The following is a 19,568-nucleotide window of genomic DNA, read 5'->3' on the forward strand; positions in this document are numbered from 1 at the left end:
TATGACCAAATACATTCTCCACGGCGGCTATACCAAAGAAATAAATCGAGATAACGATTCATTCTTCACCGAAATCACTGCCGATGCTAAAAACGGGGCACAAATTTTGCTTTGTTATTTTGCCAGAAAAAGTGAAGAAACCCCCCGCGCTCTTTCGAAGAGACAAAAACAGAATAATTAAACACAGTAAAAATAAAAGATTAGAATTTGTTTTGGCTAGCGAAAATGATTTTGCTGAACAAGTAAGAAATGCTGACATAATTTTCCTTGCCGGCGGCAAGACGTTTCGGCTCGTCAAAAAACTTTCTAAATTTCCCGATCTCGAACGGTCCTTCAAAAATAAAATTGTCGTTGCCTCTTCGTCCGGTGTTTATGTTCTATCGAAATATTTTTGCACGAATTTCCCGCCAAAACTCGGTAAGGGATTAGGAATTCTCAATATCAAAACCTTTTGCCATTATGACCAAAAAACATACGGCAAGTGGCTGAAAAAACTCATCGCCCATAAAAAGAGTTTGCCCATCCTCACTCTCCCCAATTACAAATGGGTAGTAATTTATAAATAACTTCTCGTCTCAAAAAAGACCCTCGACCAAAAAACGCCCCGCTAAAAGCGGGACGGTCTTTGATGGCCCAATTCCCTCCTAGTAGAATAATCCGGTGAAAATTCACTGGTGGGTGTCCGCTTCCGCCGCCCACGGGCGGCGGAAATAAAGACTCCCTAAAAAAATGTATTGCCGAATCTAACTAAGAAGGAACAGGACCGCTTATATTGTACCGCAAAGCAAAATCACTGGTCAAGCAAAAATCGGCTGGCAAAAAGCGCGCAGCCGATTCTTTTAGAAACAACTATTCGGTCTCTTTAATCTGCTCCTCTATATCCCATGTCTCGAATAAAGACCATCCGGCGTTGACAAATTCGAGAGAAATGAACTTTGTCTTGGGATAAAGAAAAACTCCCACTCCGCCCAGAATCTCGTTCTGGAAACGACTCACTTCTTCTCGCTTCAGCACGTCGCCGGTTGAGCCATAGTGGATGGCCAGAATCCTGACATGTTCCTCAGGCTCAAACACCCGCGTTGAAGCCAAAACCTCGCAGGTATTGTTCCGGCCAAAACGATTGGCAGTTCCCAAAACAATATTTCTCAACTGCTCAGTACCAACCCCCGTCGCCAACATACTATCCAGAACCACAAAGATCTTGAACATATGATCCTCCTCACCAAAAAGATTGAAAGGACAAACAGTTTAATCTTTATTACCAAAATAAATTGTTTTTGTCAAAACAAAAGTGGCCACGATTGCTCGCCGCCACTATGTTTTTCCAATCAGTCCTTGAATGCCGACCGGCTAAGGCATAGCCGGCGGCGGGGTAAAGTCAAAGGGATTTGGCATCTGTCCCTTTGGACAGGGCTTGAACGTCCAGTTATCGTACATATGGCTGAGGGGAGATTCCCGTAAACTGCTTAACAGCTTTCTGGGATAAACCCCGCCCCAGTTGGACGCTACGCCGTTAGTGACGTAGGCCCAAAACAGGGTCCCGACCGTTTCAGCGACCGGAATCCACCACTGCCAGCGTTTGACCTTCCCATTAGCGTCTACCCAGGCGCCACAACGAGGCCCGCCATACCTGGTAGACGCTATGATTCCGGCGTAATTCGCCAGAAACCAGTTGAGCTCTACATTTGCCCAAGCCCCTGGCGTATACGGATCGTGCGCCGGATTTGAATGAACCGGCGCATACACGCCAGAGGCCATGTAATTTATCAACCATACAGACGCGGCAATAACGATCAGCAACTTGACTTCGTTGCTGACCACGATCGCCGCCACCACCTCGTCCCCAAGAATAGGAGAAAGTGTGGTAATAGTAAGGGCAACCGCGCCGATCGCGACACCTTCCAGAATGTCCTCTTGATTATAGTCGCCGCAGATGATCATTCTCTCATCTCCGGCGAGAGGAACGGTCTGATCTGATTCCTGGCATTCTTGCGGGAGCAGGCCAGTGGGGATGCCATGATCCTCAACCCAAAGATTGGCGTCAATGATGAAATCTTGTGGGGTGAGGACCGGCGGCTCAGGCGGAAGGGGCACGCCGGGGGCGTACTCATTTTCCGGCCAGATGGATTCAGATGGTTTGGGACCGCAGGCGCCCGCGATGAGCGCCACCAAAACCATAATAATAAGAATCGCGATTGTCTTTGAGCTTTTCATTTTGCCCTCCTTTCAGGGCATAAAACTAATGGATTGGACTTGCGGACTGATTGGCAAAGAACTTAATCTAGATTATAAAATGATTATCAACTTTTGTCAAACCTCACGCCAAAAACGCCCGGCCTTTCCCGGCCTTTTTTGATTCTCAAACCTAGAACAAAAACAATCGATAAACCTACGATCGTAGGTTTATCGATATTTCAATGTCAATGGATTTACCCCGGCAATTTAATTTTAACTAAATGCCCAAAACCTTGACTAGTTGCTTTATCAAAGAAACGACTACTGCCGGCGCCAGCAGGCTGACCGAAGGCACGCCCTCGTCATCAGCAAAAACCCAGGGCTTTTCAATAACAACAACTTTCTTTTCCGCCTCATTCCATTTATAGCTGTATTCCGGAGTAATCTCATAATCGTCAGCCAAATTCTTTGCCTGGTCAGCGGGTATGGAATTCCTTAAAAGAATCTTGGGAATGCCGTAAAGTGAATTGGCTTTATTAATCAGGTTGGCATCGATGTTTAGCCTGTCACGGATCCCTTCCATGCCCAAATCGCCCCCTTCTTTACTTATCATTTCAGCTCCGCTGCAAGTCGGGTTATCGCAAGACAAATAAAACTCTTTTTTGTCTTGGTGATAGTCAATTTTAGTAGTTGGCAATAATTTTAGATTTCTTGAAGTCTGACATTTGGGACAAACTCTTCTATACTTCATTCTTTCTTCAATAACCTTTTCCGGCAGATCAATTAAAACAAAAAAGTCCGGATCATCCCGATAGCCAATCAACTCCCTAAAGAATAAAGAATAGGAAACCTGATCCAAGTTTCTCGGAAAGCCGTCTAAAAACAATGCTTTTTTGCTAACTTTGGAAATTTCCCTTTTTAAAAGAGCTAAAATAAATTCGGTAGGCAAAAGCGTTTTAAGATCGCGGCCCAATAAAGCATCAATGGCTTTTTCTATGGGCAAATAGCCACGATAGTTTTTCTCTAAAAACTCAATCAATGACTTTTTCTCCTCCTCGCTAGCCTCAACCGCTTTATGAACAGATCTGACCAGATCTCCAATTGAAATCTGGGCCATTCTGTCTTCTCCAAAAATCTCAATCAACAATTTTGAATAAGTGCCCTTGCCTGAATTCTTTTTCCCTAAAAGGTAGGCGATAAAACTGTTTTTCTCAAGATAAGTTTTTATCTTTTCGATTTCCGGGCCCGCCTTTAAATGAAAATATTCCCATCGTTCGGATGGGTCTGATAAATTAAGCTTTTTGCTCAATCCTTCAACTTTGGTTTTAAAAAAAGGAAAATCCATATTCCTTGTATTTAGTATTTTGTATTTAGTATCTAGTATACGAAATACCAGATACAAGATACTAGATGCAAAAACCCGAGTTAATCTCTTTTCTCCGTATTAATTATTATTTTTGCGCCATCAGAAAAAGCCTTGATATTCCCCCGCTCGTCTGTTCTCATCACTTTGATACCATATTTTTCTAATCTTCCCAAGACTTCTGGAGCCGGGTGGCCGTACCTATTATCTTTACCGACCTGAATGACGGCAATTTCTGGGTTAACCTTCTCAAGAAAAGATTCTCCGGTCGAACTTGAAGAGCCGTGGTGGCCGATTTTGAGAACCTGGCTTGAAATATCGGTCCCCTCTTCTATTAGTTTCTTTTCAATAGATACGGGAGCGTCTCCGGTAAAGAGAAAAGTGTTTTTACCGTAAACCATTCTCAAAACCAAAGAGGAAGTATTATAGTCTTTGACTGCCTTTCCTTCAAAATCCTCCAGAGGCGCCAAGACTTCAAAGAAAAGGTTTCTGCCGACAAGGATTTTTTGGCCTTTCTTTAAGACAACTTTGCTTGATTTGTTTTCCTCGATTTCATTGCTAAGCTCCTGGAATTCTAACGTCAAACCCTTGACCCCTGTCCAGCCGACCAAACCTACCTTATAACTCTTCAATACCTCGACTAACCCGCTTATGTGGTCTGAATCAGGATGAGTGGCAATGATAAAATCAAGTGACCTGTCAAAGAAAGGCAATTCTTTACCAAGTTTTTCAACAATCTTTTTTGAAGGACCGCCGTCAATCAGAATCTGGGTCTTTTTCGGAGTCTCAATGAAGATAGCGTCTCCCTGGCCAACATCAAAGAAAACTACTTTTAGAGATTGCCCGCTGGCTTGAAAAACAGCTGTCCAGGCCAAAACATTAAAACAAAAAAGAATCGCTATAATGCCAATGATAAGTTTTCTGGATCTAATGTTCATATTCTAAGACAGGCCTGAATCCCTGAGTCGAATACCGGTCATCTGGAAGATCCGCAAACCTAAAAGCCGCTCTGCAGAAAACCTCGCCCCGGGAATAAGAACCTCCTCTTCCCACCCTTCTTGTATTAACAGCCAGATCTTCTCTGCCGTCTTTCGGGTTATAAGGATATTTATATTTTGACGGCCATGGCTCAATGCTCCCAATAGTGGTCGAGGTCCACTCAAAAACATTCCCGCACATGTCAGCGCAGCCATAGGGACTGTCTGAGTCAGGCGAAAATCTCTTTATTGGAGTCGTATCCTTGATTCTGTATTCAGCGTTGCAGATATCAGGATCCCAGCTATTTCCCCAGGGAAAGATTCTTGCTTCTGTCCCCCTGGCCGCTTTTTCCCACTCAGCTTCTGTGGGAAGCCGATATTTTTTTCCGGTTTCTTTGGATAGCCACCGGCAATACTCAATAGCGTCATGCCAGGAAACCTGAACAACCGGATGGTCCATCTTTTCATCAATGCCAGAAGCTGACCCTTGGGGATGTTTCCAGTCGGCCCCTTTTATCTCATTAAATCCTGGAGTAAAAACCATTCCAGTTCCTTCTTTTTCTGCAGTAGTGACATAACTCGTATCTTTAATAAAAGCTAAAAACTCTCTGTTGCTGATGGGAGTTTTACCAATATAGTATTCTTTAAGGAAAACTTTGTGCTGGGGTAATTCTCTTTCAAGCAATCTTTTGTCTATCTCGGGAAACCTTTTAAACAAATCTTCTATTTGTTCTTTGGTTGATCCCATCATGGATTCCCCTTCAGGAATTTTTACTAATTCTGGCTCAATCATACTGTTATTTTATCAAAAAACCGCCTCTTTGCCCACCTCCGTTGTTAAACTCCGGCGGGCAATGGCGATCAGGTCTAAAAACTAATAACTAAAAGCTATAAACTCGTTTATCCTGCCTACGGGACGACGCCTGCCCCGCATACAGCTTTGCTGTTGTACTGGGGTTAGAACCTATCTAGTAAACCTATAGAAGAGTTTTTTCTTTGAATTTTTCTATATCCTCTGGTAGTAAAAGCCGAGAAAAATTTGCGTATTTTTGCATTCCCAGAGATGGAGCGTGGGAAAAACCGACATATTCTAATTTCCTTTCTTTATATTTGATATAACGGATAGCCGGAATTAAATCTGTATCGGAGCTGACTAAAATTGCCGTGTCGTATACGTTATCAATGGCCCCTACTATTAAATCAACCGCGATTTTCACATCAGTGCCCTTTTCTTTATATATTTTGCCGATCGGCATGATCCTACCGCGCTTGATCGTAAAACCGTCTTTTCCAAGATTGGTAAAGAATTTTTGTTGTCCATATACTAATTGCTGACTTTTTTCAGTCCCGTCAAGATTTCTAAAAACACCCGTATAATACCTTTTTGAAACGCATATTCTATCGCCGACCAAAAAATCTACAAACGACTTAAAATCAAACTTAACGCCTTTGGGAAAATTTACCTCTTTATCTTTTAGATAGCCATAAAAATTGCTTCCGTCTATATAGACAGCAACTTTTTCTTTTGGGTTGAGATTATCCATATAAAATAATTATAGCATCGCTTGAAATAAAAAACTACCCTTGCCGAAGCAGAGGTAGTGTTCATAGTAGTTTCATCATACGCTCATATACATTTATGTCAAGGCCTGAAACCGACGGAACCTGAAACCATTAATCCTGCTCTTCGAGTTCATCGAATCTGTCATTCGACCCTGAAGGGTCTCAGACCCTGAACGGGATGATTCTCTGAATCAGAAGATCTGAGACTCTCAGACGTTCGTCCCGAGGACTCAGTCCCGAGGGAGCCGAATGGCCTGCTTGGTTGGTTAAACAAATTCTATTTTGAGATCGCGGTCAAAAACCAAAGCTATTTTTTGGAGGGTTTCGGTAGTAAAATTCTGTTGACCCGTTTCTAGACGAGCCACATTGCTTTGTCTAGTGCCGATCCTTTTTGCCAATTCCGCTTGCGACATTTTGTTTTGTTTACGCAATCTTAAAATCTGGTAAGCGATTTCTAGGCGCTTGCCATATTCGTCATAGTGTTCCTTCATCTCAGGGTTTTTCAATTGATTTTTCAAGTATTCTTGGAAATCAACTGCTTTTTGCATTTTTTTTGTTCTATTCATATAATTTCGGGTTATTTATGACGTCGTAATAATTTTCTTCAGCTTTTTTGATTTCCTGAACTGGCGTTCTTTCGGTTTTCTTCAAGAACGCGTGAAGTAAAACTATTGTTTTCCTGATAAATATAAAGTAGAAAATTCTGAATCTATTTTTGCTAAAATTTACTCTTAATTCCCTGATTTTCCCTTTTATATGTTTTGAATACGGTTCGTCTAAATATCCTTTATGCCCTCTCAGGAATTCAATGTATTTTAAGATTTTTGCTCTTTCTTTATAACCAAGATTTTCTATATACTCTAAAACAGGACTTTTGCTGGTTTGAGAATTCCTATAAAACTTTACTTTATACTCTATATTATCAGGGTATATCATAGATGATATGCTGTCAAGTAGTGCGTGTCAAAAATTATGTTAAAATACTTTGAATCTACCGTGCGTGCTCGTCCATCTTTTGAATTAGATTATTAGATTATATCATATTTTAATCAAAAAGCCGCCCCTCTGGCGATTCTCTAGACGCTAATTCCCTAGGCGCTAATTAACTAGTTTGCCAGGGGACGGGATTCGCCATGTCATCCGACATGGCGCTCTATCGAATGATAGGGCGAACCCGCGCGTAATGAAAAGCCAAGACCGCATCAACTGCGGTCTTGGGTAAAATCTGTTTTTTTAAAAACAGCGCTGTTTCTAGGCTTTGCCGAGAATTCTGAACATCTTGGTTCCGCACTTCGGACAAATGCCGGTCATAGCCCGTCTCTTAGTCCCGCCCTTTCCCTTCATGGTGATTTCCTTGGGGTCATTCATTTCTCTCTTTGCCTTGCACTTTACGCAATATGCTGTTGCTGTTTCTGCCATATTTTTAAGAAAAGTTTAATTTAATTGTTGGGAAAACCCTACCGACCTTTTATTTTCCGCCTCATCATTTTGCCTTCGGGCGGGATTTGTTCGTAAGTTTGCCTTAATTTACCTTAGTTTAAGCAAGTTTGTTCGTCAAGGGGTAAAACCTTTAAGCAAACATCAATAACTCTGGTTTAAAAGTTAAAGCCAGCCCCAGCAAAAGCAGTAAAACCCCGCCGATCAAGGCGCTCCAGCGGCTGTATTTGTCGGTAAAACCGATTTTCTGCAAGGTCATTGCCGCCAAAGAAAAAACAATTAGGTCGTCGAGCATGTAAAAGAAATCATAAACCAGGATATAAAGGTACTTCTGGAAGGCGCCGATCTTCTGGATAGCCAGGACTTGGGTAAAAATGGCCGGAAAGCCGGCCGAACAGAAAAGCTCAACCAGGTTTACCGAGAAAGCCAGAGCCACTATCCCCAGAAAAGTCGCAGGCAAGGCCGCCGGAACCAAAATCTTCCTGATTTTTGCTTCAATTTTGCTGTGAGACTTTTCGTCCGTAACCTTGCATACTCCCGGCTTCCAGGAAAAGAAATCTCTAATTCTCCAGAAACCGACGGCAACGGCGACAACCCCGATAATAATCCTGATAAAATTAATATAGCCGAGGAATAAAAACAGGTTCAGCCAGACGGTCATAAAAAGAAAGTAGAGAATGCCGGAAGCTAAAATAAAGGTGCCGCCAACCAGCCAAATCTTTTTCTTGGAGTTGACCGTCAGAAGCAAAGAGATTAAAAGAAGCAAAACCCACATAGCGCAAGGATTGAATCCGTCCATTACACCAACGACTACTGCCAATACCGGCAGAGAAATCTTTTTGGGGTCGAACTCGCCGATCAAAGGCAGTTTAAAAACCTTTGGCTCTTCTTTCTCGATTTTGTCCAGAGGGTCAGGGCAAGAATTCTCCAGGCAAAACCTGACCGCCTCTTCAATCTCCTTGCCGGTAGTCTGATCTCCGCCGTAGCCAATGACGGTTTTCCCGCCGATAAAAATCGTCGGCACCCTAAGAGTTTCTTCTTCGCCGGCCGCTTTCAAAAATTTCTCAAAAAGTCTGGCGTTTTCCTGGCTGCCGAAAACCTCATAGGAAACTATATTTAGATCCGGATAACCTGCTTTCAGGGTTTTAAGGAAAGCCTCGGCATCCTGGCAACGAGGACAGGTGGAACCGTAGAAAAAATGAAGCCGCGCTCGCAAGGAGGAATCACTATTGTTTGGCAAATTAGCATCAACCCTTGTGAGCGTGGCGGAACCCCGCACCGAGAGCCCTTCGCCGATTGCTAAAGTTTTTGGCTCTCTGGTGCGTGGGGAAATATCGTTATCCGCTAAAACCTGGCTGGCGAGAAAAGCGCCGGCAAGTAAAACTGACAAAAATAGAATAACTGAAATCTTCTTCCGAATCATATCTTCGATTCTAGCATATTTTCCGATAAATGAACTATCACGGGCAAGCCCGTGGTATCCTCAGGCTTCGCCTTCGGCGAGTTCTTTCCCGCCGCTTCATCCACGGCCAAAGCCGTGATTTTCACGGACAGGAAATAAAATCTGCCTCGTGAATTTTCCCACTTGGCAGACTTTACAGCGTAGATGACTACTCTATATTCATCGCAACGTACAAGATTGGCGTTTGTCGAAGATTGGCCATGTAGGCTTTAAAGCTTTCTTCATCGCCTTCGCCAAACATTATGCCCTTTGCTGTCGCGCCGCATCTCGGACAGATAACGCCTCCTATTTGCCCCCATCCAGTTTTCGTACGGTCTTCTGTCCAATAGTGGCGCTCTCCTCCCTCCTGTCCACTGCATATAAGGACTACTATTAGGGGCGACTCCCATACTCCGCCCACTCCGACTCCTCTAGGCATATTAGCCTCCTCTCATCATCATCAAATCAGAAAAGTCTTTGTTTGTAAAGTCTTGCATGACCCAAAGACGCGGGTGTGATACAATATAAAAAGGTCATCATAATTAAAAAGTAAAATTATAATAATATGAATCCTTGTTTTGCGTATAATAGTTCTCTTAGGTTTGCCAGGAGCTTTTTCGGCATTGTTGCTTTGCTTGCCTACTTCCTTCAAAACCAGTGGCTGGTCTTTGTTCTGGGAATTATTATGGCCATGGCAGCGATTTCTTTAAAGTATAATATCGTCTATCAGCTCCACCTCAATTTCCTCAAAAAACTCCTGAAGAGCAAAGAAGAAGAGCCGGTTGCCAAAGACTCGGCTGAACTTTCTCTTGCCTGTGGCTTGGGCGCCTCGTTCTTGCTTATCCCGGCTCTGCTCTTTGGACTTGATAAATGGGTGTCTTTTGGTTGGGCAATGGTTTTGCTCAATTCGTTTTTAATGCTCCTCGCCGGAATCACCGGAGCTTGCGTTGCTTCAATAATGTACGCTACTATCAAAAAGGCTTTGAGAAAGTGAAAAAAAACTATGGAAAAGCTAAAACAGCCGACCCCGAAAACGATCGGTACTCCAACCTATATTAATAAGAACTGCTGGTTAGCAACTACGCTTGGGTATCCGCCGGCTAAACGCTGCTGGTTTTGCGAGTTAAGATTCCGCCAGTGTCCTTTTGCCCAGTACCTAGGCATCAGTTTACTGTTAGCGCTTATTTCTTTTGTTCTTGCTTTTTTGATAGATGGCAAAATCACTCGCGCCCATGTCTTTATTGTTTTTATCTTAGTTTTAGCTTACGGTTATTTCACGACCCGAACTACGGAAAAGATCATCGAAGCGAATTTTGCCGAAAAACTAGCAAGAATCGCTCTGGAGGAGGCCAAAGCCTCTCTTGAAGGGAAAATCAAAGAAAGAACTAAGGAATTGGAGAATTTGACCAAAAATCTTGGCCAGAAAGTTGATATACGAACCACAGAGTTGGAAGAAAAACTAGAAGAGCTGGAAAAGATTAATAGACTGGCTGTTGGCCGGGAATTAAGGATGATTGAGCTCAAGGAGAAAATCAGAAAACTAGAAGAAGAGTTGGAAAAAGCAAAAACAAATGCTAAATCCAAGATTTAAATATCTGCAAATCGCCTTTAACCGCTCCTTGCCCGAAGTCAGGCATATGATTAATTTTTTGCCTGTTTCCGATAGAATTTTAATTGAAGCTGGCACTCCTTTAATTAAAAGGTACGGTGTCAAAGGAATCACTTTTTTAAAAGATTGCTGGGAACAAAAACTGCAAAAGCCGGGCTATATTGTGGCCGACCTCAAATGCATGGACAGAGGCTCAACTGAAGTTGAGGCGGTTTCTTTGGCCGGAGCTTCAGCAGCTACCTGTTTGGGACTAGCGCCAATTGAAACCATTTCTGAATTTATTAATAAATGCAAAATGGCCAATATTGATTCAATGGTTGACATGATGAATGTCGAGTTTCCATTTGAGGTCCTGCAAAAATTGAGAAAGCTGCCGAAAATCGTCGTCTTTCACCGCGGCGTTGACGAGGCCGATCTAAACCGGGAAAGACAGCTTCCCCTCCGCAACATCCGCCGAGTCAAGGGAACCTACAATAACATCCTGGTTTCCGTGGCCGGAGGAGAAACCGTCAGAGAAGTCACCAGCTCGTTTTTCAACGATGCCAATATAACGATTGTCTGGCGGGCTTTTTACGAAGCTCCTGAAAAAACGGCCGAGTTAGCCAAAGAATTTTTAGAGCTTATAAACAAAGTTTGAAAGCTTGCTTTAAAACGTAGTTTTCAAGCTTCGCTTATAAAATGATTCTCGATAAAAAGCAAAAATATCTCCAGATTGCCCTAAACAGCACTCTCGAGGAAGCGGAAGAAATCATCAGGCAATTGCCCGCCTCAGAAAGAATTCTGGTCGAGGCCGGCACCCCCCTGATTAAAATCTACGGCGCCAAGGCAATCTCCAAAATCAAAGCCTGGGCGGGGCCGGGGACTTACGTTGTCGCCGACTTAAAAACCGCCGATCTGGCCCCCAGAGAAGTGAAAATGGCCTCGGCGGCCGGAGCCTCGGGAATCACCTGCCTCGGAGTTTCTCCAATTGAAACAATAGACCTGTTTATTGATGAATGCCGCAAAGTCGGAGTCGACTCGATGGTTGACATGATGAATGTTGAAAATCCTGTCCTTACTTTGCGGAAATTAAAAACGCCCCCGGATGTCGTTGTCCTGCATCGAGGGGTCGACGAAACCGAGTTTTCCAAAGAAAGACAAATCCCCTATTACCAGATAAAGCAACTGAAAGGAAACTATGGCTGTTTGGTGGCGGTGGCCGGCGGAGACACCATCAGAGAAGTCCAGCGAGCCATTTTCAACGACGCCGACATTGTCGTCGTTTGGAAAGAGTTCTACCAGCCGACGGCCAAGACCACCGATCTGGCCAGAGAATTCCTTAAAGAGATCAAATGATCAGAAGAGAAATGCCTTCAAGACATTTATTGAAAGCTCGCCTGCTCCTGACAAGCATCGGTACCCTCGCTGTTATTTTATTATTCAACTTCGTTATTTTTCCCGAGATGAAAAAGACGCTGATTGAGATAATTCCAGAGCAAGTGAAAACAATAGAGGCCAAGCTTCTTTATGCCACGATCGCGTTTTCGGCCTTTATTCTTCTGATTAACTTTTATTCCTGGAATCTCATCAATAAATTGACTTGGCAAGAAAACAGGATCAAACAAGCCCTTCTGGAAAACCCGGAAGACCAGACGCTTAAAGACAAACTGATAGAAATCAGCAACAGAGAAGACCGCTATCTCACCCTGATCGAACCGATATTCATGATTGTTCTGGGGGCGATGATCGGTTTTTTCTCCATCACTGCCATCCAGCCGCTTTATAGTCTTCTCAACGCTCTCTAGTTTCTTCGTTTAGCCAAGATAAAATCACGGCTTCAGAAGAATTTAAAACTAACTCTGCCGCCCAAAAACAGAGAATTTGAGCCCCCCTGTTTTCCGCTTAAAATGCTTTGAGCAAAGTCAGATGAAATTCAGAACAGTTTCCCTTTCGGCCGAGTCCAGTCCTTCCAGCATCAAGCCGACTGACTGACCAGCTGAAGCCGACTCCTGATCCCCGCCCAGGGGTTTTTCTATTTTCCTAATGATCACTTCTCTGTCGGGAAAATTAGTGCATTTCATTCCAGCCTTAATTGTTCCTCTCAAAACTCTGCCGACAAAAACAGTCCCTTTTCCCAGAATCGAAAAAGAATCATCGACGATAAATTGGTTTAAATCCATACTATCCCTGCTTTTTATCTTTAAAAGCGTCTCCCAGATATTTTATCCCTTCTAAAACCTCTACCGGCAAGGCAAAAATTACGGTCTTTGAGGGATCGGGGTTGATTTTTTCAATCGTCGCCAAAGTCCGCAAGGAAAGGCCGCCCGGAACTTGGCTCAATCTTTCGGCTGCCTGAGCCAGCTTTTCCGCCGCGGTGTATTCGCCTTCGGCCCGGATAATGACCGCCCTTCTTTCCCTTTCTGACTCGGCCTGTTTTGCCATCACCCTTTTCATGTCGGCCGGCAGCTCAATGTCCTGGATCTTGATGTCGGTGATCTTGACTCCCCAAGCCTCGGTTGCCTCGTCAACAATCTTGGTGATCTCGTCGGCAATCTTTTCCCTCTCTGCCAGCAAAGTGTCCAATTCGATGCCGCCGATAACATCCCTCAAGGCCGCCTGGGCATACTCTCTAACTGCCTTGGAAAAGTTTTCAATGTCTAAAATCGCCCTTTCGGCAGAATCAACCCTGAAATAGACGACGGCATTGGTTCCGACCGGCACATTATCCTTGGTAATCACTTCCTGCTGGGGAATATTAGTAGTGATGATCCTCATATCAATTTTGATCATCCTCTGGATTCCCGGAAAGATCCAGTTCAAACCAGGCTGTCTGGTTGAGCTGTACTTTCCCAGAGTCAGAACCACTCCCCTTTCAAACTGGTCGATAATCTTTAAGCCGGCGACCAAAAGTATAAAAAGAATGAAGCCGACTCCTCCTAAAGATAATAATCCTCCGGAAATAATCCCTGTTTGGACCAGAAACCAGCCGCCAAAGCCCAAGAAAAGCAAAATGCTGATTAAAGAACCGATGGGATTACCCGACTGCGGTATTTCTTGCATGTTTTTAAAATTAAACTGTTGATAATTGTTAATTCATAATATTCTTTTGAAAAATCTCTGTCAACTTTCCCCGTAGGAAATTACCTGCCCGCCGAATAAACCAAAATTTTAGAGTAAATAATTTGACAATCTAATTCACATCTATATGCGGTGTAAATTAAATGCTTCTTGTCTTTACATTAAAATTTTGGGCGGCTTTGGCAGGCGGGAAATATTTTCTTGATGTTAATTTTAACCTTTGTTATCTATTTAATTAACTATATTATGATATCTACGGCGTCCTCGTTAAAATTGCGTACGCAATGTTAACGAGGATATGGATAATGTAAAAGGGTAAATAAATACTAAATTATTTAAACGGGTTTTCTTGATAAAAATATTTTTGCCGTCTTGGTTAGCCACGGAAAACTCTGCGTTTTCCTACGGGGTTTCCCCGTTCTCAAAAAGGTCTTTGCGGCCTTTTGGCAGATGGCCGTTCAAATTGAGATAAACCAAGAGGCCGAAAGGCATGGGCAGCCAGTAAGAAACAAGCCTGTATAAGAGGACGGAAAATAAGGAAACGTGGGCCGGAAAGCCCAGACTGATGAAAACCGTCACCATCGAAGCTTCCATGACCCCGGGAGCTTCGGGAAACAGGCTTAAAGCCGAAAGCAGGTAAGAGAGGATAACGCCGAGGATCAGTAAGGGAATGCTGGGCCGGTAGCCAAAAACAAAAAAAGAGAAATAAATAACAGAAAGATTGACAGTATAAAGCAACAGGGAAAAAACTAGGACCCTGACAGCTTTTGCCCGGCTCTGCAAAACCAAGCCTAGATCCCTCAAAAGTTCCCCGATAATCCCCTTGATTTTCTCTTGCCCAAGAAGTTCCCTTTTGGCAAAAACTCCGCCGATTTTATCGATCGGTTTTGCCGCCAGGCATAAAAGCAGAATCAGGTTTTTTGCTCTATTTCTGAATAAAAAATACCCTGAGAGCAGGACAAAGATAACCGCAATCAGAATGCTTAAAATCTCTTTCTGGGGGACGAGGGAAGGGAAAGACCGGCGGACAAGAATTATTGAAACGAAAGAAAAAATAATGTAATTCAAAAGGTTTAAAATCGAAGAAACCGTCGCTAAGAATAAGAAAGTTGAGGAAGAAATCTTGTGCTTTTTGTAAAAAAGATAGGCAAGAACGGCGCCGCCGACAAAAGGGGCCACCTGAAAACCCAAAGTTATCAAAGCTCCAACTTTAACCGTTTCTTTCAAAGATATCCTGGTGCCGGCGATCTCCAAAAGGGTTTTTGAAAGTAAGCCGTAAGTCAGATAGAAAACTCCTTCGGCCAAAATCAATATCAAAAACAGCTCTTTTCTGGCCTCGTTGAAAAGAGCGGGAATATCGTGGTAAGAAGAGCGGAATTTCGAGGAAACGAGAGAAAAAGCGACAACTATCAGAATAACGACGAACAGGTATCTAAGATAGCGCATAAAAAGATTTCAGATTTATTCGTATCTCAAAGCCTCGATCGGGTTTTTAGCCGCAGCTCTCTTGGCCGGATAAAGCCCAAAGGCTAGGCCGACGACAGCGGAAACGATTAAGCCGGCAAGGGCGGCTGAAAGAGGAAAAGTAAAGCTCCAGTCCAAGCCGACGACCTTGCTTAAAACCAAAGAAACTAGGAACGAAAAAACCGCTCCGGCCAGGATGCCGATGATGCCGCCAATGGCTGTCAGCAGAACCGCTTCCAAAAGGAACTGCCTTAAGATGTCTTTTTCGGTAGCCCCGACCGCTTTCCTCAAACCGATCTCTCTGGTTCTTTCGGTCACCGACACCAGCATGATATTCATGATGCCGATGCCTCCGACAATCAAAGAAATGGTCGCTACCGAAAGAAGCAAAGCCGTCAGGACGTCGGTGACAACGCTGACTCTTTGGACCAAATCCGCCTGAGTATGGACATGGAAATCGTCTTTTTCAAAATCGGTGATGTTGTGCATCTCCCTCATCGTCGCCTTGATTTCTTCAACCGCCCGGGGAACCGCTTCTTCAGAAACGGCTTTCAGGGCAATCTCGTGATAATAACTGGTTCCCAATAAATACTCCTGAGCGGTCGTATAGGGAATGACCGCCATCTCGTCAAGATTTAGCATCGAAGCCTGGCCTCTGGCCGGGAGAACGCCAACCACTTTGAAATCGCGGTTCTTTATTCTCAGTTTCTGGCCGACGGCTTCAGACATCCCAAAAAGATCCTTTTTGATTTCAGACCCGATAACCACCAGGCTGGCTCTGGCATTAATATCTTCTTCAGTGAAAAAAGCCCCTTCTGTCGGATAGATGTCGAGAATATCCGCCAGGAGGTCGGAGGCGCCGATTACGGTCGCCTGCTTCGTCTCTCCTTGGTAGCTGAAAGTGGCGGTTGTCATGACTTCGGGCATGACTTCGGCTACGCTCGGAACATTATTTTTGTCTTTCAGGGCCTTAAAATCCCTTTCTTTCAGGGAATCCGAAAAGAACGAAGCAAAATCAGAAGGGCCTTTCGGCTCCCGCCCCGGCTGGATGACGATCGTTGCCGACCCCATTCCTCTGATCTGGTTTAAAATCAAATCCTGGCCGCCCTGGCCGATAGCCATAATCAAGATGATGGCGGTAATGCCGATAACTATGCCCAAGATAGTTAAAGCCGAGCGCGATTTATTCGCTCTCAAGCCGTTCAGGGCGGTGATGAAACTGTACTTAAAAGTCATAGTCGTATTAAATACTTGCTTGGTCGCTTTCTATTCTGCCGTCCTTCAAATAGATGATTCTTTTGGCAAAGCTGGCTATGTCTGGTTCGTGGGTAACGAGAATGATGGTGTGGCTTTTTTCCTGGTTGAGATTTTTGAGAATAGCCATCACCTGCTGACCTGATTTTGTGTCGAGATTTCCGGTGGGTTCATCGGCAAAAATCACCTGAGGCCCTAAAACCAAAGCCCTGGCAATGGCAGCCCTCTGCTGCTCTCCGCCGGATATCTGTGACGGCCGGTAGCTCTGGCGGTAGGAAAGGCCGACCTCGCCGATCGCTTTTAAAGCCATTTCCTCCCATAAAGATTCCTTGATTTCGGAATAGTACAAAGGAAGCTTGGTATTCTCCAGAATCGTAGTTCTGGCTAGAAGATTAAAAGCCTGGAAAACAAAACCCATTTTCTTGTTCCTGATTTGGGCCAGCTCACTTTCTGAATAATCGTCGGATGTCCTGCCTTCAAAAGAATAATGTCCTCTCGTCGGCTTGTCCAAAAAGCCGAGGATATGGAGCAGAGTCGATTTGCCCGACCCTGAAGGCCCCATAATGGCGACGAACTCCCCTTTTTCAATTGAAAGGCTGATGTCTTTTAAAACTTCTGTTTTGACATCATCGGTAATATAGGTTTTATTTAAGTTTTTTATTTCAATAAGAGTCATTTGCTTTTCTTTTCTAAATTAATGTTCGGCAAAGCGGCTCCAAAAAGAATCAGGGCCCCGCCGATTAATGAATAGATTGTCAGGAATTCTTTGTAAAACAGCCAGCCGAAGAAAACTCCAAAAACTACCTCTGAAAGCATGATCAGGCTGCCCTTTTGCGCCTCGAGGCGACGGAAACCATAAATATTTAAAAAAGAAGCGCCGAGAACCAGAAAAGCGAATAAAATTAGTATAAGCCAAACTAAAGAAAAGCTCGGCAAAATGATTGTTTCTTTAAAGGCAAGAACGAAAATCAAGCTGGCGAGGGTAAAAATCAAGTTGTCTATCGCCATAACCTGAATCAAGGAATACTGACTGGAAACTTTTTTGGAAAAAACCTGCCAACCAGCGAACCCAAAACCGGACAAGGCCGACAATAATAAATAGAGGGGGTTTGTTTGTTCAAGAGTCGCAGAAAATATCACAAAAAGTCCGGCAAAAGAAATCAGAAGAGAAATGATTTTAATTCTCGTCAGTCTTTCTTGGAAGAGAACAGACCCTAAGAAATAGCCGCCGAGGGTCGAGGCAGCGTAAAAGACAAATAAGGTCAAGCCAATGGCCAGATAGTTAATAGCGACAAAAAAGCAAACCACTGATAATAACTCTGACAAACTCATCCCTAAAAACCATTTATAGTCTGTCGGCAAAATCCTTTTCCAGCTTCTTGTCAAAAGAAGGCATGCGAATAAAATTAAAAAAAGAATCAAGCCCCTGGAAAACGCTTGGTAAAAAATGCCGAAACCAAGACCAAGTAGTCTTGAAAAAACTCCCCACAAACTCCAGAGGAAAGCGGCAAAAACTAAAGAAATAATGCCGAGGGCTTTGTTTTTGTCCATACCTATTTTTCGGGCATCGAGGTAATCACCTTGTCCCCTTCTGACAGGCCTTCGACAATCTCTATCTCCCCATTGGATCCTCTTAGTCCAGTCTTGACTTTAACTTCTTTAACCTCGTTTCCTTTTCCCAGAACCCTGACTAGCTTGTCTCCGTTTGTGGAAATGATCGCTCTTTGGGGAATTAAGATCACTCCTTGCTTTTCGGCGGTCAGAATCTCGACGTCGGCCGTCATCCCGGACCTCAAGCGGCCGTCATCCTCTAGGAACTGAAGGTTGACTTTGTAAGTCGGCAGGCCCTCAACCATGGTTTCGGCCGGATCAATCTTGGCTACCTTTGCTTCAAAAATAAGATCTGAGCCATAAGCGTCCAGGGTCACTTTGGCAGAATCTCCAATCTTTATCTTGGCAATGTCAACCTCCGGAACCTTGGCTTCGATTTCAAACCCGGAGGCAGAAATCAAGGAAACTACCGCCGTTCCGGGAACAACGCTTTCGCCGATCTCGATTTCTCTTTTGGTAACAATGCCTGCAATCGGCGAAAAAAGAATATTTTTGGCCAACCTGGTCCTGATATTTTCAACCGCTGCTCCGGCCGATTCCTCTCTCGCCTCCTGGGCGGAAATCTGCTCTAAAGTCGCTCCGGCTTGCTTCAAGGCCAAGTCATCAAGAGCAAGATCAAGGCTGTTTTGAGCTGCGGTAAGACTTGCTCCAGCCGCAGCCAAGTTATAGGCGTTGGTCGATTTCTGAACCAATATTGTTTGTTCTTTGCCGGCAACAATCGCAATTTCTGAAAGAATGCTGGTTTTCTCGGCGCTCAAGTTTGTTTTTTCGGTCGAAGTCAGCTCATTGCTGAAAGGGACCGCGTCCAGACTGTCTTTTGTCTTTTGCAAAGCTTGTTTTGTTTCTGACAAGGCCGAATCTATGTCTGCCTGGGCCTGGCTCAAAACCGCTTTCTGGACCAGGCTGAAGGCGCCGCCGTCAAGATCGTTGAGAGCCTGAGAAGTCCATTTGCCGGCGTTTTCCGCACCAAGCAAGGCCAGAACCGCTTTGGCCTTGGCGCCAGCCAGGTCATCGTTCTGGATAAAATGATTGTATTGGATGTCGGTCAGTGAAAGAAGAGAAGTTTTGGCAGAACTGGCCGCTTTTTGAAGGCTGGTCAAGGCGCTGCTGTAGGCATTATCAAGGTCGGCCAGGGCTTTGTCTTTGACCGTCTGCTGATTCAGGCTCGCTTCGACCAAAGCCTTTTCCAAACCTTCTGCTTTGGTCTCAGCCATCTGCAGTTCCTCGGGCCTGGTTCCTTTTTTAAGCTCTTCTAACCTGGATTTTTCCGCCTCCAGGTTGGCCTTTGCCTGATTGAGCTCGGCCAGAGTCTGGCTGTTGTCCAAAGCGATGATTCTTTCTCCAGCAGAAACCTTGTCTCCGATCTTTTTGTAGACAGAGCTGACTTTGCCGCTGATTTCAAATCCTAAGTCAAGGCTCTGGGCAGGCTTTATCTTCCCGGAAACGCTCACTTCTTGAAACAGGGTTCCATTTTTAGCCAGGACAAAATTGTATTTCGGCTTCCCTTTCCCCTTAAAATAGATAAAGCTGCCCGAAATTATCACAATAATGGCGATGACGACAAAAATATATTTTTTAGACAAAAGTTTTGCCATAATAAAGTTTAAAAGTTAGTTT

General features: G+C 44.1%; 24 protein-coding genes. 7 read left to right on the forward strand and 17 right to left on the reverse strand.

Annotated features, from left to right (window positions below):
* Position 1 precedes the first annotated feature (1 nt).
* Together Q8N16_01890 and Q8N16_01895 are read left to right on the forward strand one after the other, a co-directional pair.
* Complete coding sequence (locus tag Q8N16_01890; protein MDP3093491.1) at positions 2 to 181, forward strand: hypothetical protein; 180 nt, start codon at positions 2 to 4, stop codon at positions 179 to 181.
* Between the two features lie 31 nt (positions 182 to 212).
* Positions 213 to 566 carry a Type 1 glutamine amidotransferase-like domain-containing protein gene (locus tag Q8N16_01895; protein MDP3093492.1) on the forward strand — a complete coding sequence of 118 codons (354 nt, stop codon included), beginning with the start codon at positions 213 to 215 and terminating at the stop codon, positions 564 to 566.
* Between the two features lie 283 nt (positions 567 to 849).
* On the opposite strand, the gene Q8N16_01900 is transcribed toward Q8N16_01895, so the two are convergent.
* From Q8N16_01900 to Q8N16_01945, 10 genes are all read right to left on the reverse strand, one after another.
* Positions 850 to 1,209, reverse strand: coding sequence for a hypothetical protein (locus tag Q8N16_01900; protein MDP3093493.1), 360 nt, complete (start codon positions 1,207 to 1,209; stop codon positions 850 to 852).
* A 141-nt stretch (positions 1,210 to 1,350) separates the two neighbouring features.
* Positions 1,351 to 2,214: a hypothetical protein gene (locus Q8N16_01905; GenBank protein MDP3093494.1), complete on the reverse strand. Its 864-nt coding sequence runs from the start codon at positions 2,212 to 2,214 to the stop codon at positions 1,351 to 1,353.
* A 238-nt stretch (positions 2,215 to 2,452) separates the two neighbouring features.
* Positions 2,453 to 3,520, reverse strand: coding sequence for a nucleoside monophosphate kinase (locus tag Q8N16_01910; protein ID MDP3093495.1), 1,068 nt, complete (start codon positions 3,518 to 3,520; stop codon positions 2,453 to 2,455).
* Positions 3,521 to 3,600: 80 nt separating this feature from the next.
* Complete coding sequence (locus Q8N16_01915; protein ID MDP3093496.1) at positions 3,601 to 4,476, reverse strand: ComEC/Rec2 family competence protein; 876 nt, start codon at positions 4,474 to 4,476, stop codon at positions 3,601 to 3,603.
* Positions 4,466 to 5,308: a formylglycine-generating enzyme family protein gene (locus tag Q8N16_01920; GenBank protein ID MDP3093497.1), complete on the reverse strand. Its 843-nt coding sequence runs from the start codon at positions 5,306 to 5,308 to the stop codon at positions 4,466 to 4,468. Before Q8N16_01920 ends, Q8N16_01915 begins: the two co-directional genes overlap by 11 nt.
* Before the next feature lie 184 nt (positions 5,309 to 5,492).
* On the reverse strand, positions 5,493 to 6,059 hold the full coding sequence (locus tag Q8N16_01925; protein MDP3093498.1) for an NYN domain-containing protein: 567 nt from the start codon (positions 6,057 to 6,059) through the stop codon (positions 5,493 to 5,495).
* 285 nt (positions 6,060 to 6,344) lie between these two features.
* Positions 6,345 to 6,644, reverse strand: a complete 300-nt coding sequence (locus tag Q8N16_01930) for a helix-turn-helix transcriptional regulator (GenBank protein ID MDP3093499.1) — start codon at positions 6,642 to 6,644, stop codon at positions 6,345 to 6,347.
* Positions 6,637 to 7,014, reverse strand: coding sequence for a type II toxin-antitoxin system RelE/ParE family toxin (locus Q8N16_01935; protein MDP3093500.1), 378 nt, complete (start codon positions 7,012 to 7,014; stop codon positions 6,637 to 6,639). Before Q8N16_01935 ends, Q8N16_01930 begins: the two co-directional genes overlap by 8 nt.
* A 315-nt stretch (positions 7,015 to 7,329) precedes the next feature.
* A complete protein-coding gene (locus Q8N16_01940; GenBank protein ID MDP3093501.1) occupies positions 7,330 to 7,497 on the reverse strand; it encodes a DUF5679 domain-containing protein in 168 nt (55 codons plus the stop codon).
* A 151-nt stretch (positions 7,498 to 7,648) separates the two neighbouring features.
* Positions 7,649 to 8,938: a hypothetical protein gene (locus tag Q8N16_01945; GenBank protein ID MDP3093502.1), complete on the reverse strand. Its 1,290-nt coding sequence runs from the start codon at positions 8,936 to 8,938 to the stop codon at positions 7,649 to 7,651.
* A gap of 583 nt (positions 8,939 to 9,521) precedes the next feature.
* Between Q8N16_01945 and Q8N16_01950 the strand changes: the two genes are divergently transcribed.
* From Q8N16_01950 to Q8N16_01970, 5 genes are read left to right on the forward strand one after another with little or no spacing between them, the layout of a single operon-like run.
* Positions 9,522 to 9,950: a DUF4395 family protein gene (locus Q8N16_01950; GenBank protein ID MDP3093503.1), complete on the forward strand. Its 429-nt coding sequence runs from the start codon at positions 9,522 to 9,524 to the stop codon at positions 9,948 to 9,950.
* Between the two features lie 9 nt (positions 9,951 to 9,959).
* On the forward strand, positions 9,960 to 10,547 hold the full coding sequence (locus Q8N16_01955; protein MDP3093504.1) for a hypothetical protein: 588 nt from the start codon (positions 9,960 to 9,962) through the stop codon (positions 10,545 to 10,547).
* Complete coding sequence (locus Q8N16_01960) at positions 10,528 to 11,202, forward strand: orotidine 5'-phosphate decarboxylase / HUMPS family protein (protein MDP3093505.1); 675 nt, start codon at positions 10,528 to 10,530, stop codon at positions 11,200 to 11,202. The genes Q8N16_01955 and Q8N16_01960 overlap by 20 nt, the downstream gene beginning before the upstream one ends.
* Before the next feature lie 41 nt (positions 11,203 to 11,243).
* Positions 11,244 to 11,900 carry an orotidine 5'-phosphate decarboxylase / HUMPS family protein gene (locus tag Q8N16_01965; GenBank protein MDP3093506.1) on the forward strand — a complete coding sequence of 219 codons (657 nt, stop codon included), beginning with the start codon at positions 11,244 to 11,246 and terminating at the stop codon, positions 11,898 to 11,900.
* On the forward strand, positions 11,897 to 12,349 hold the full coding sequence (locus tag Q8N16_01970) for a hypothetical protein (GenBank protein ID MDP3093507.1): 453 nt from the start codon (positions 11,897 to 11,899) through the stop codon (positions 12,347 to 12,349). The genes Q8N16_01965 and Q8N16_01970 overlap by 4 nt, the downstream gene beginning before the upstream one ends.
* A 117-nt stretch (positions 12,350 to 12,466) precedes the next feature.
* On the opposite strand, the gene Q8N16_01975 is transcribed toward Q8N16_01970, so the two are convergent.
* From Q8N16_01975 to Q8N16_02005, 7 genes are all read right to left on the reverse strand, one after another.
* Complete coding sequence (locus tag Q8N16_01975) at positions 12,467 to 12,724, reverse strand: EF-Tu/IF-2/RF-3 family GTPase (protein ID MDP3093508.1); 258 nt, start codon at positions 12,722 to 12,724, stop codon at positions 12,467 to 12,469.
* Position 12,725: 1 nt separating this feature from the next.
* Positions 12,726 to 13,604: a slipin family protein gene (locus tag Q8N16_01980; protein ID MDP3093509.1), complete on the reverse strand. Its 879-nt coding sequence runs from the start codon at positions 13,602 to 13,604 to the stop codon at positions 12,726 to 12,728.
* A gap of 420 nt (positions 13,605 to 14,024) precedes the next feature.
* Positions 14,025 to 15,068: a YbhN family protein gene (locus tag Q8N16_01985; GenBank protein MDP3093510.1), complete on the reverse strand. Its 1,044-nt coding sequence runs from the start codon at positions 15,066 to 15,068 to the stop codon at positions 14,025 to 14,027.
* A 15-nt stretch (positions 15,069 to 15,083) separates the two neighbouring features.
* On the reverse strand, positions 15,084 to 16,322 hold the full coding sequence (locus Q8N16_01990) for an ABC transporter permease (GenBank protein ID MDP3093511.1): 1,239 nt from the start codon (positions 16,320 to 16,322) through the stop codon (positions 15,084 to 15,086).
* Positions 16,323 to 16,329: 7 nt separating this feature from the next.
* Complete coding sequence (locus Q8N16_01995; protein ID MDP3093512.1) at positions 16,330 to 17,016, reverse strand: ABC transporter ATP-binding protein; 687 nt, start codon at positions 17,014 to 17,016, stop codon at positions 16,330 to 16,332.
* Positions 17,013 to 17,891 (reverse strand): DMT family transporter, encoded by an 879-nt coding sequence (locus Q8N16_02000; GenBank protein MDP3093513.1) that lies wholly within the window; start codon positions 17,889 to 17,891, stop codon positions 17,013 to 17,015. The genes Q8N16_01995 and Q8N16_02000 overlap by 4 nt, the downstream gene beginning before the upstream one ends.
* Before the next feature lie 2 nt (positions 17,892 to 17,893).
* The gene (locus Q8N16_02005; GenBank protein MDP3093514.1) at positions 17,894 to 19,546 is read right to left on the reverse strand and encodes an efflux RND transporter periplasmic adaptor subunit; all 1,653 of its coding nucleotides are present in this window, start codon (positions 19,544 to 19,546) and stop codon (positions 17,894 to 17,896) included.
* Positions 19,547 to 19,568: the final 22 nt, after the last annotated feature.

The sequence above is a fragment of the bacterium genome (genome assembly GCA_030693425.1).
Lineage (GTDB): Bacteria > Patescibacteriota > Minisyncoccia > Minisyncoccales > GWA2-46-15 > GWA2-46-15.

Bases quoted from the DNA above. Each gene is read 5' to 3' on its own strand.
- Q8N16_01980 (MDP3093509.1), bottom strand. From the start codon at position 13,604: ATGCAAGAAATACCGCAGTCGGGTAATCCCATCGGTTCTTTAATCAGC.
- Q8N16_01920 (MDP3093497.1), bottom strand. From the start codon at position 5,308: ATGATTGAGCCAGAATTAGTAAAAATTCCTGAAGGGGAATCCATGATG.
- Q8N16_01900 (MDP3093493.1), bottom strand. From the start codon at position 1,209: ATGTTCAAGATCTTTGTGGTTCTGGATAGTATGTTGGCGACGGGGGTT.
- Q8N16_01905 (MDP3093494.1), bottom strand. From the start codon at position 2,214: ATGAAAAGCTCAAAGACAATCGCGATTCTTATTATTATGGTTTTGGTG.
- Q8N16_01985 (MDP3093510.1), bottom strand. From the start codon at position 15,068: ATGCGCTATCTTAGATACCTGTTCGTCGTTATTCTGATAGTTGTCGCT.
- Q8N16_01915 (MDP3093496.1), bottom strand. From the start codon at position 4,476: ATGAACATTAGATCCAGAAAACTTATCATTGGCATTATAGCGATTCTT.
- Q8N16_01935 (MDP3093500.1), bottom strand. From the start codon at position 7,014: ATGATATACCCTGATAATATAGAGTATAAAGTAAAGTTTTATAGGAAT.
- Q8N16_01950 (MDP3093503.1), top strand. From the start codon at position 9,522: ATGAATCCTTGTTTTGCGTATAATAGTTCTCTTAGGTTTGCCAGGAGC.
- Q8N16_01970 (MDP3093507.1), top strand. From the start codon at position 11,897: ATGATCAGAAGAGAAATGCCTTCAAGACATTTATTGAAAGCTCGCCTG.
- Q8N16_01965 (MDP3093506.1), top strand. From the start codon at position 11,244: ATGATTCTCGATAAAAAGCAAAAATATCTCCAGATTGCCCTAAACAGC.
- Q8N16_01990 (MDP3093511.1), bottom strand. From the start codon at position 16,322: ATGACTTTTAAGTACAGTTTCATCACCGCCCTGAACGGCTTGAGAGCG.
- Q8N16_01940 (MDP3093501.1), bottom strand. From the start codon at position 7,497: ATGGCAGAAACAGCAACAGCATATTGCGTAAAGTGCAAGGCAAAGAGA.
- Q8N16_02005 (MDP3093514.1), bottom strand. From the start codon at position 19,546: ATGGCAAAACTTTTGTCTAAAAAATATATTTTTGTCGTCATCGCCATT.
- Q8N16_01975 (MDP3093508.1), bottom strand. From the start codon at position 12,724: ATGGATTTAAACCAATTTATCGTCGATGATTCTTTTTCGATTCTGGGA.
- Q8N16_01925 (MDP3093498.1), bottom strand. From the start codon at position 6,059: ATGGATAATCTCAACCCAAAAGAAAAAGTTGCTGTCTATATAGACGGA.
- Q8N16_02000 (MDP3093513.1), bottom strand. From the start codon at position 17,891: ATGGACAAAAACAAAGCCCTCGGCATTATTTCTTTAGTTTTTGCCGCT.
- Q8N16_01890 (MDP3093491.1), top strand. From the start codon at position 2: ATGACCAAATACATTCTCCACGGCGGCTATACCAAAGAAATAAATCGA.
- Q8N16_01945 (MDP3093502.1), bottom strand. From the start codon at position 8,938: ATGATTCGGAAGAAGATTTCAGTTATTCTATTTTTGTCAGTTTTACTT.
- Q8N16_01955 (MDP3093504.1), top strand. From the start codon at position 9,960: ATGGAAAAGCTAAAACAGCCGACCCCGAAAACGATCGGTACTCCAACC.
- Q8N16_01960 (MDP3093505.1), top strand. From the start codon at position 10,528: ATGCTAAATCCAAGATTTAAATATCTGCAAATCGCCTTTAACCGCTCC.
- Q8N16_01910 (MDP3093495.1), bottom strand. From the start codon at position 3,520: ATGGATTTTCCTTTTTTTAAAACCAAAGTTGAAGGATTGAGCAAAAAG.
- Q8N16_01930 (MDP3093499.1), bottom strand. From the start codon at position 6,644: ATGAATAGAACAAAAAAAATGCAAAAAGCAGTTGATTTCCAAGAATAC.
- Q8N16_01995 (MDP3093512.1), bottom strand. From the start codon at position 17,016: ATGACTCTTATTGAAATAAAAAACTTAAATAAAACCTATATTACCGAT.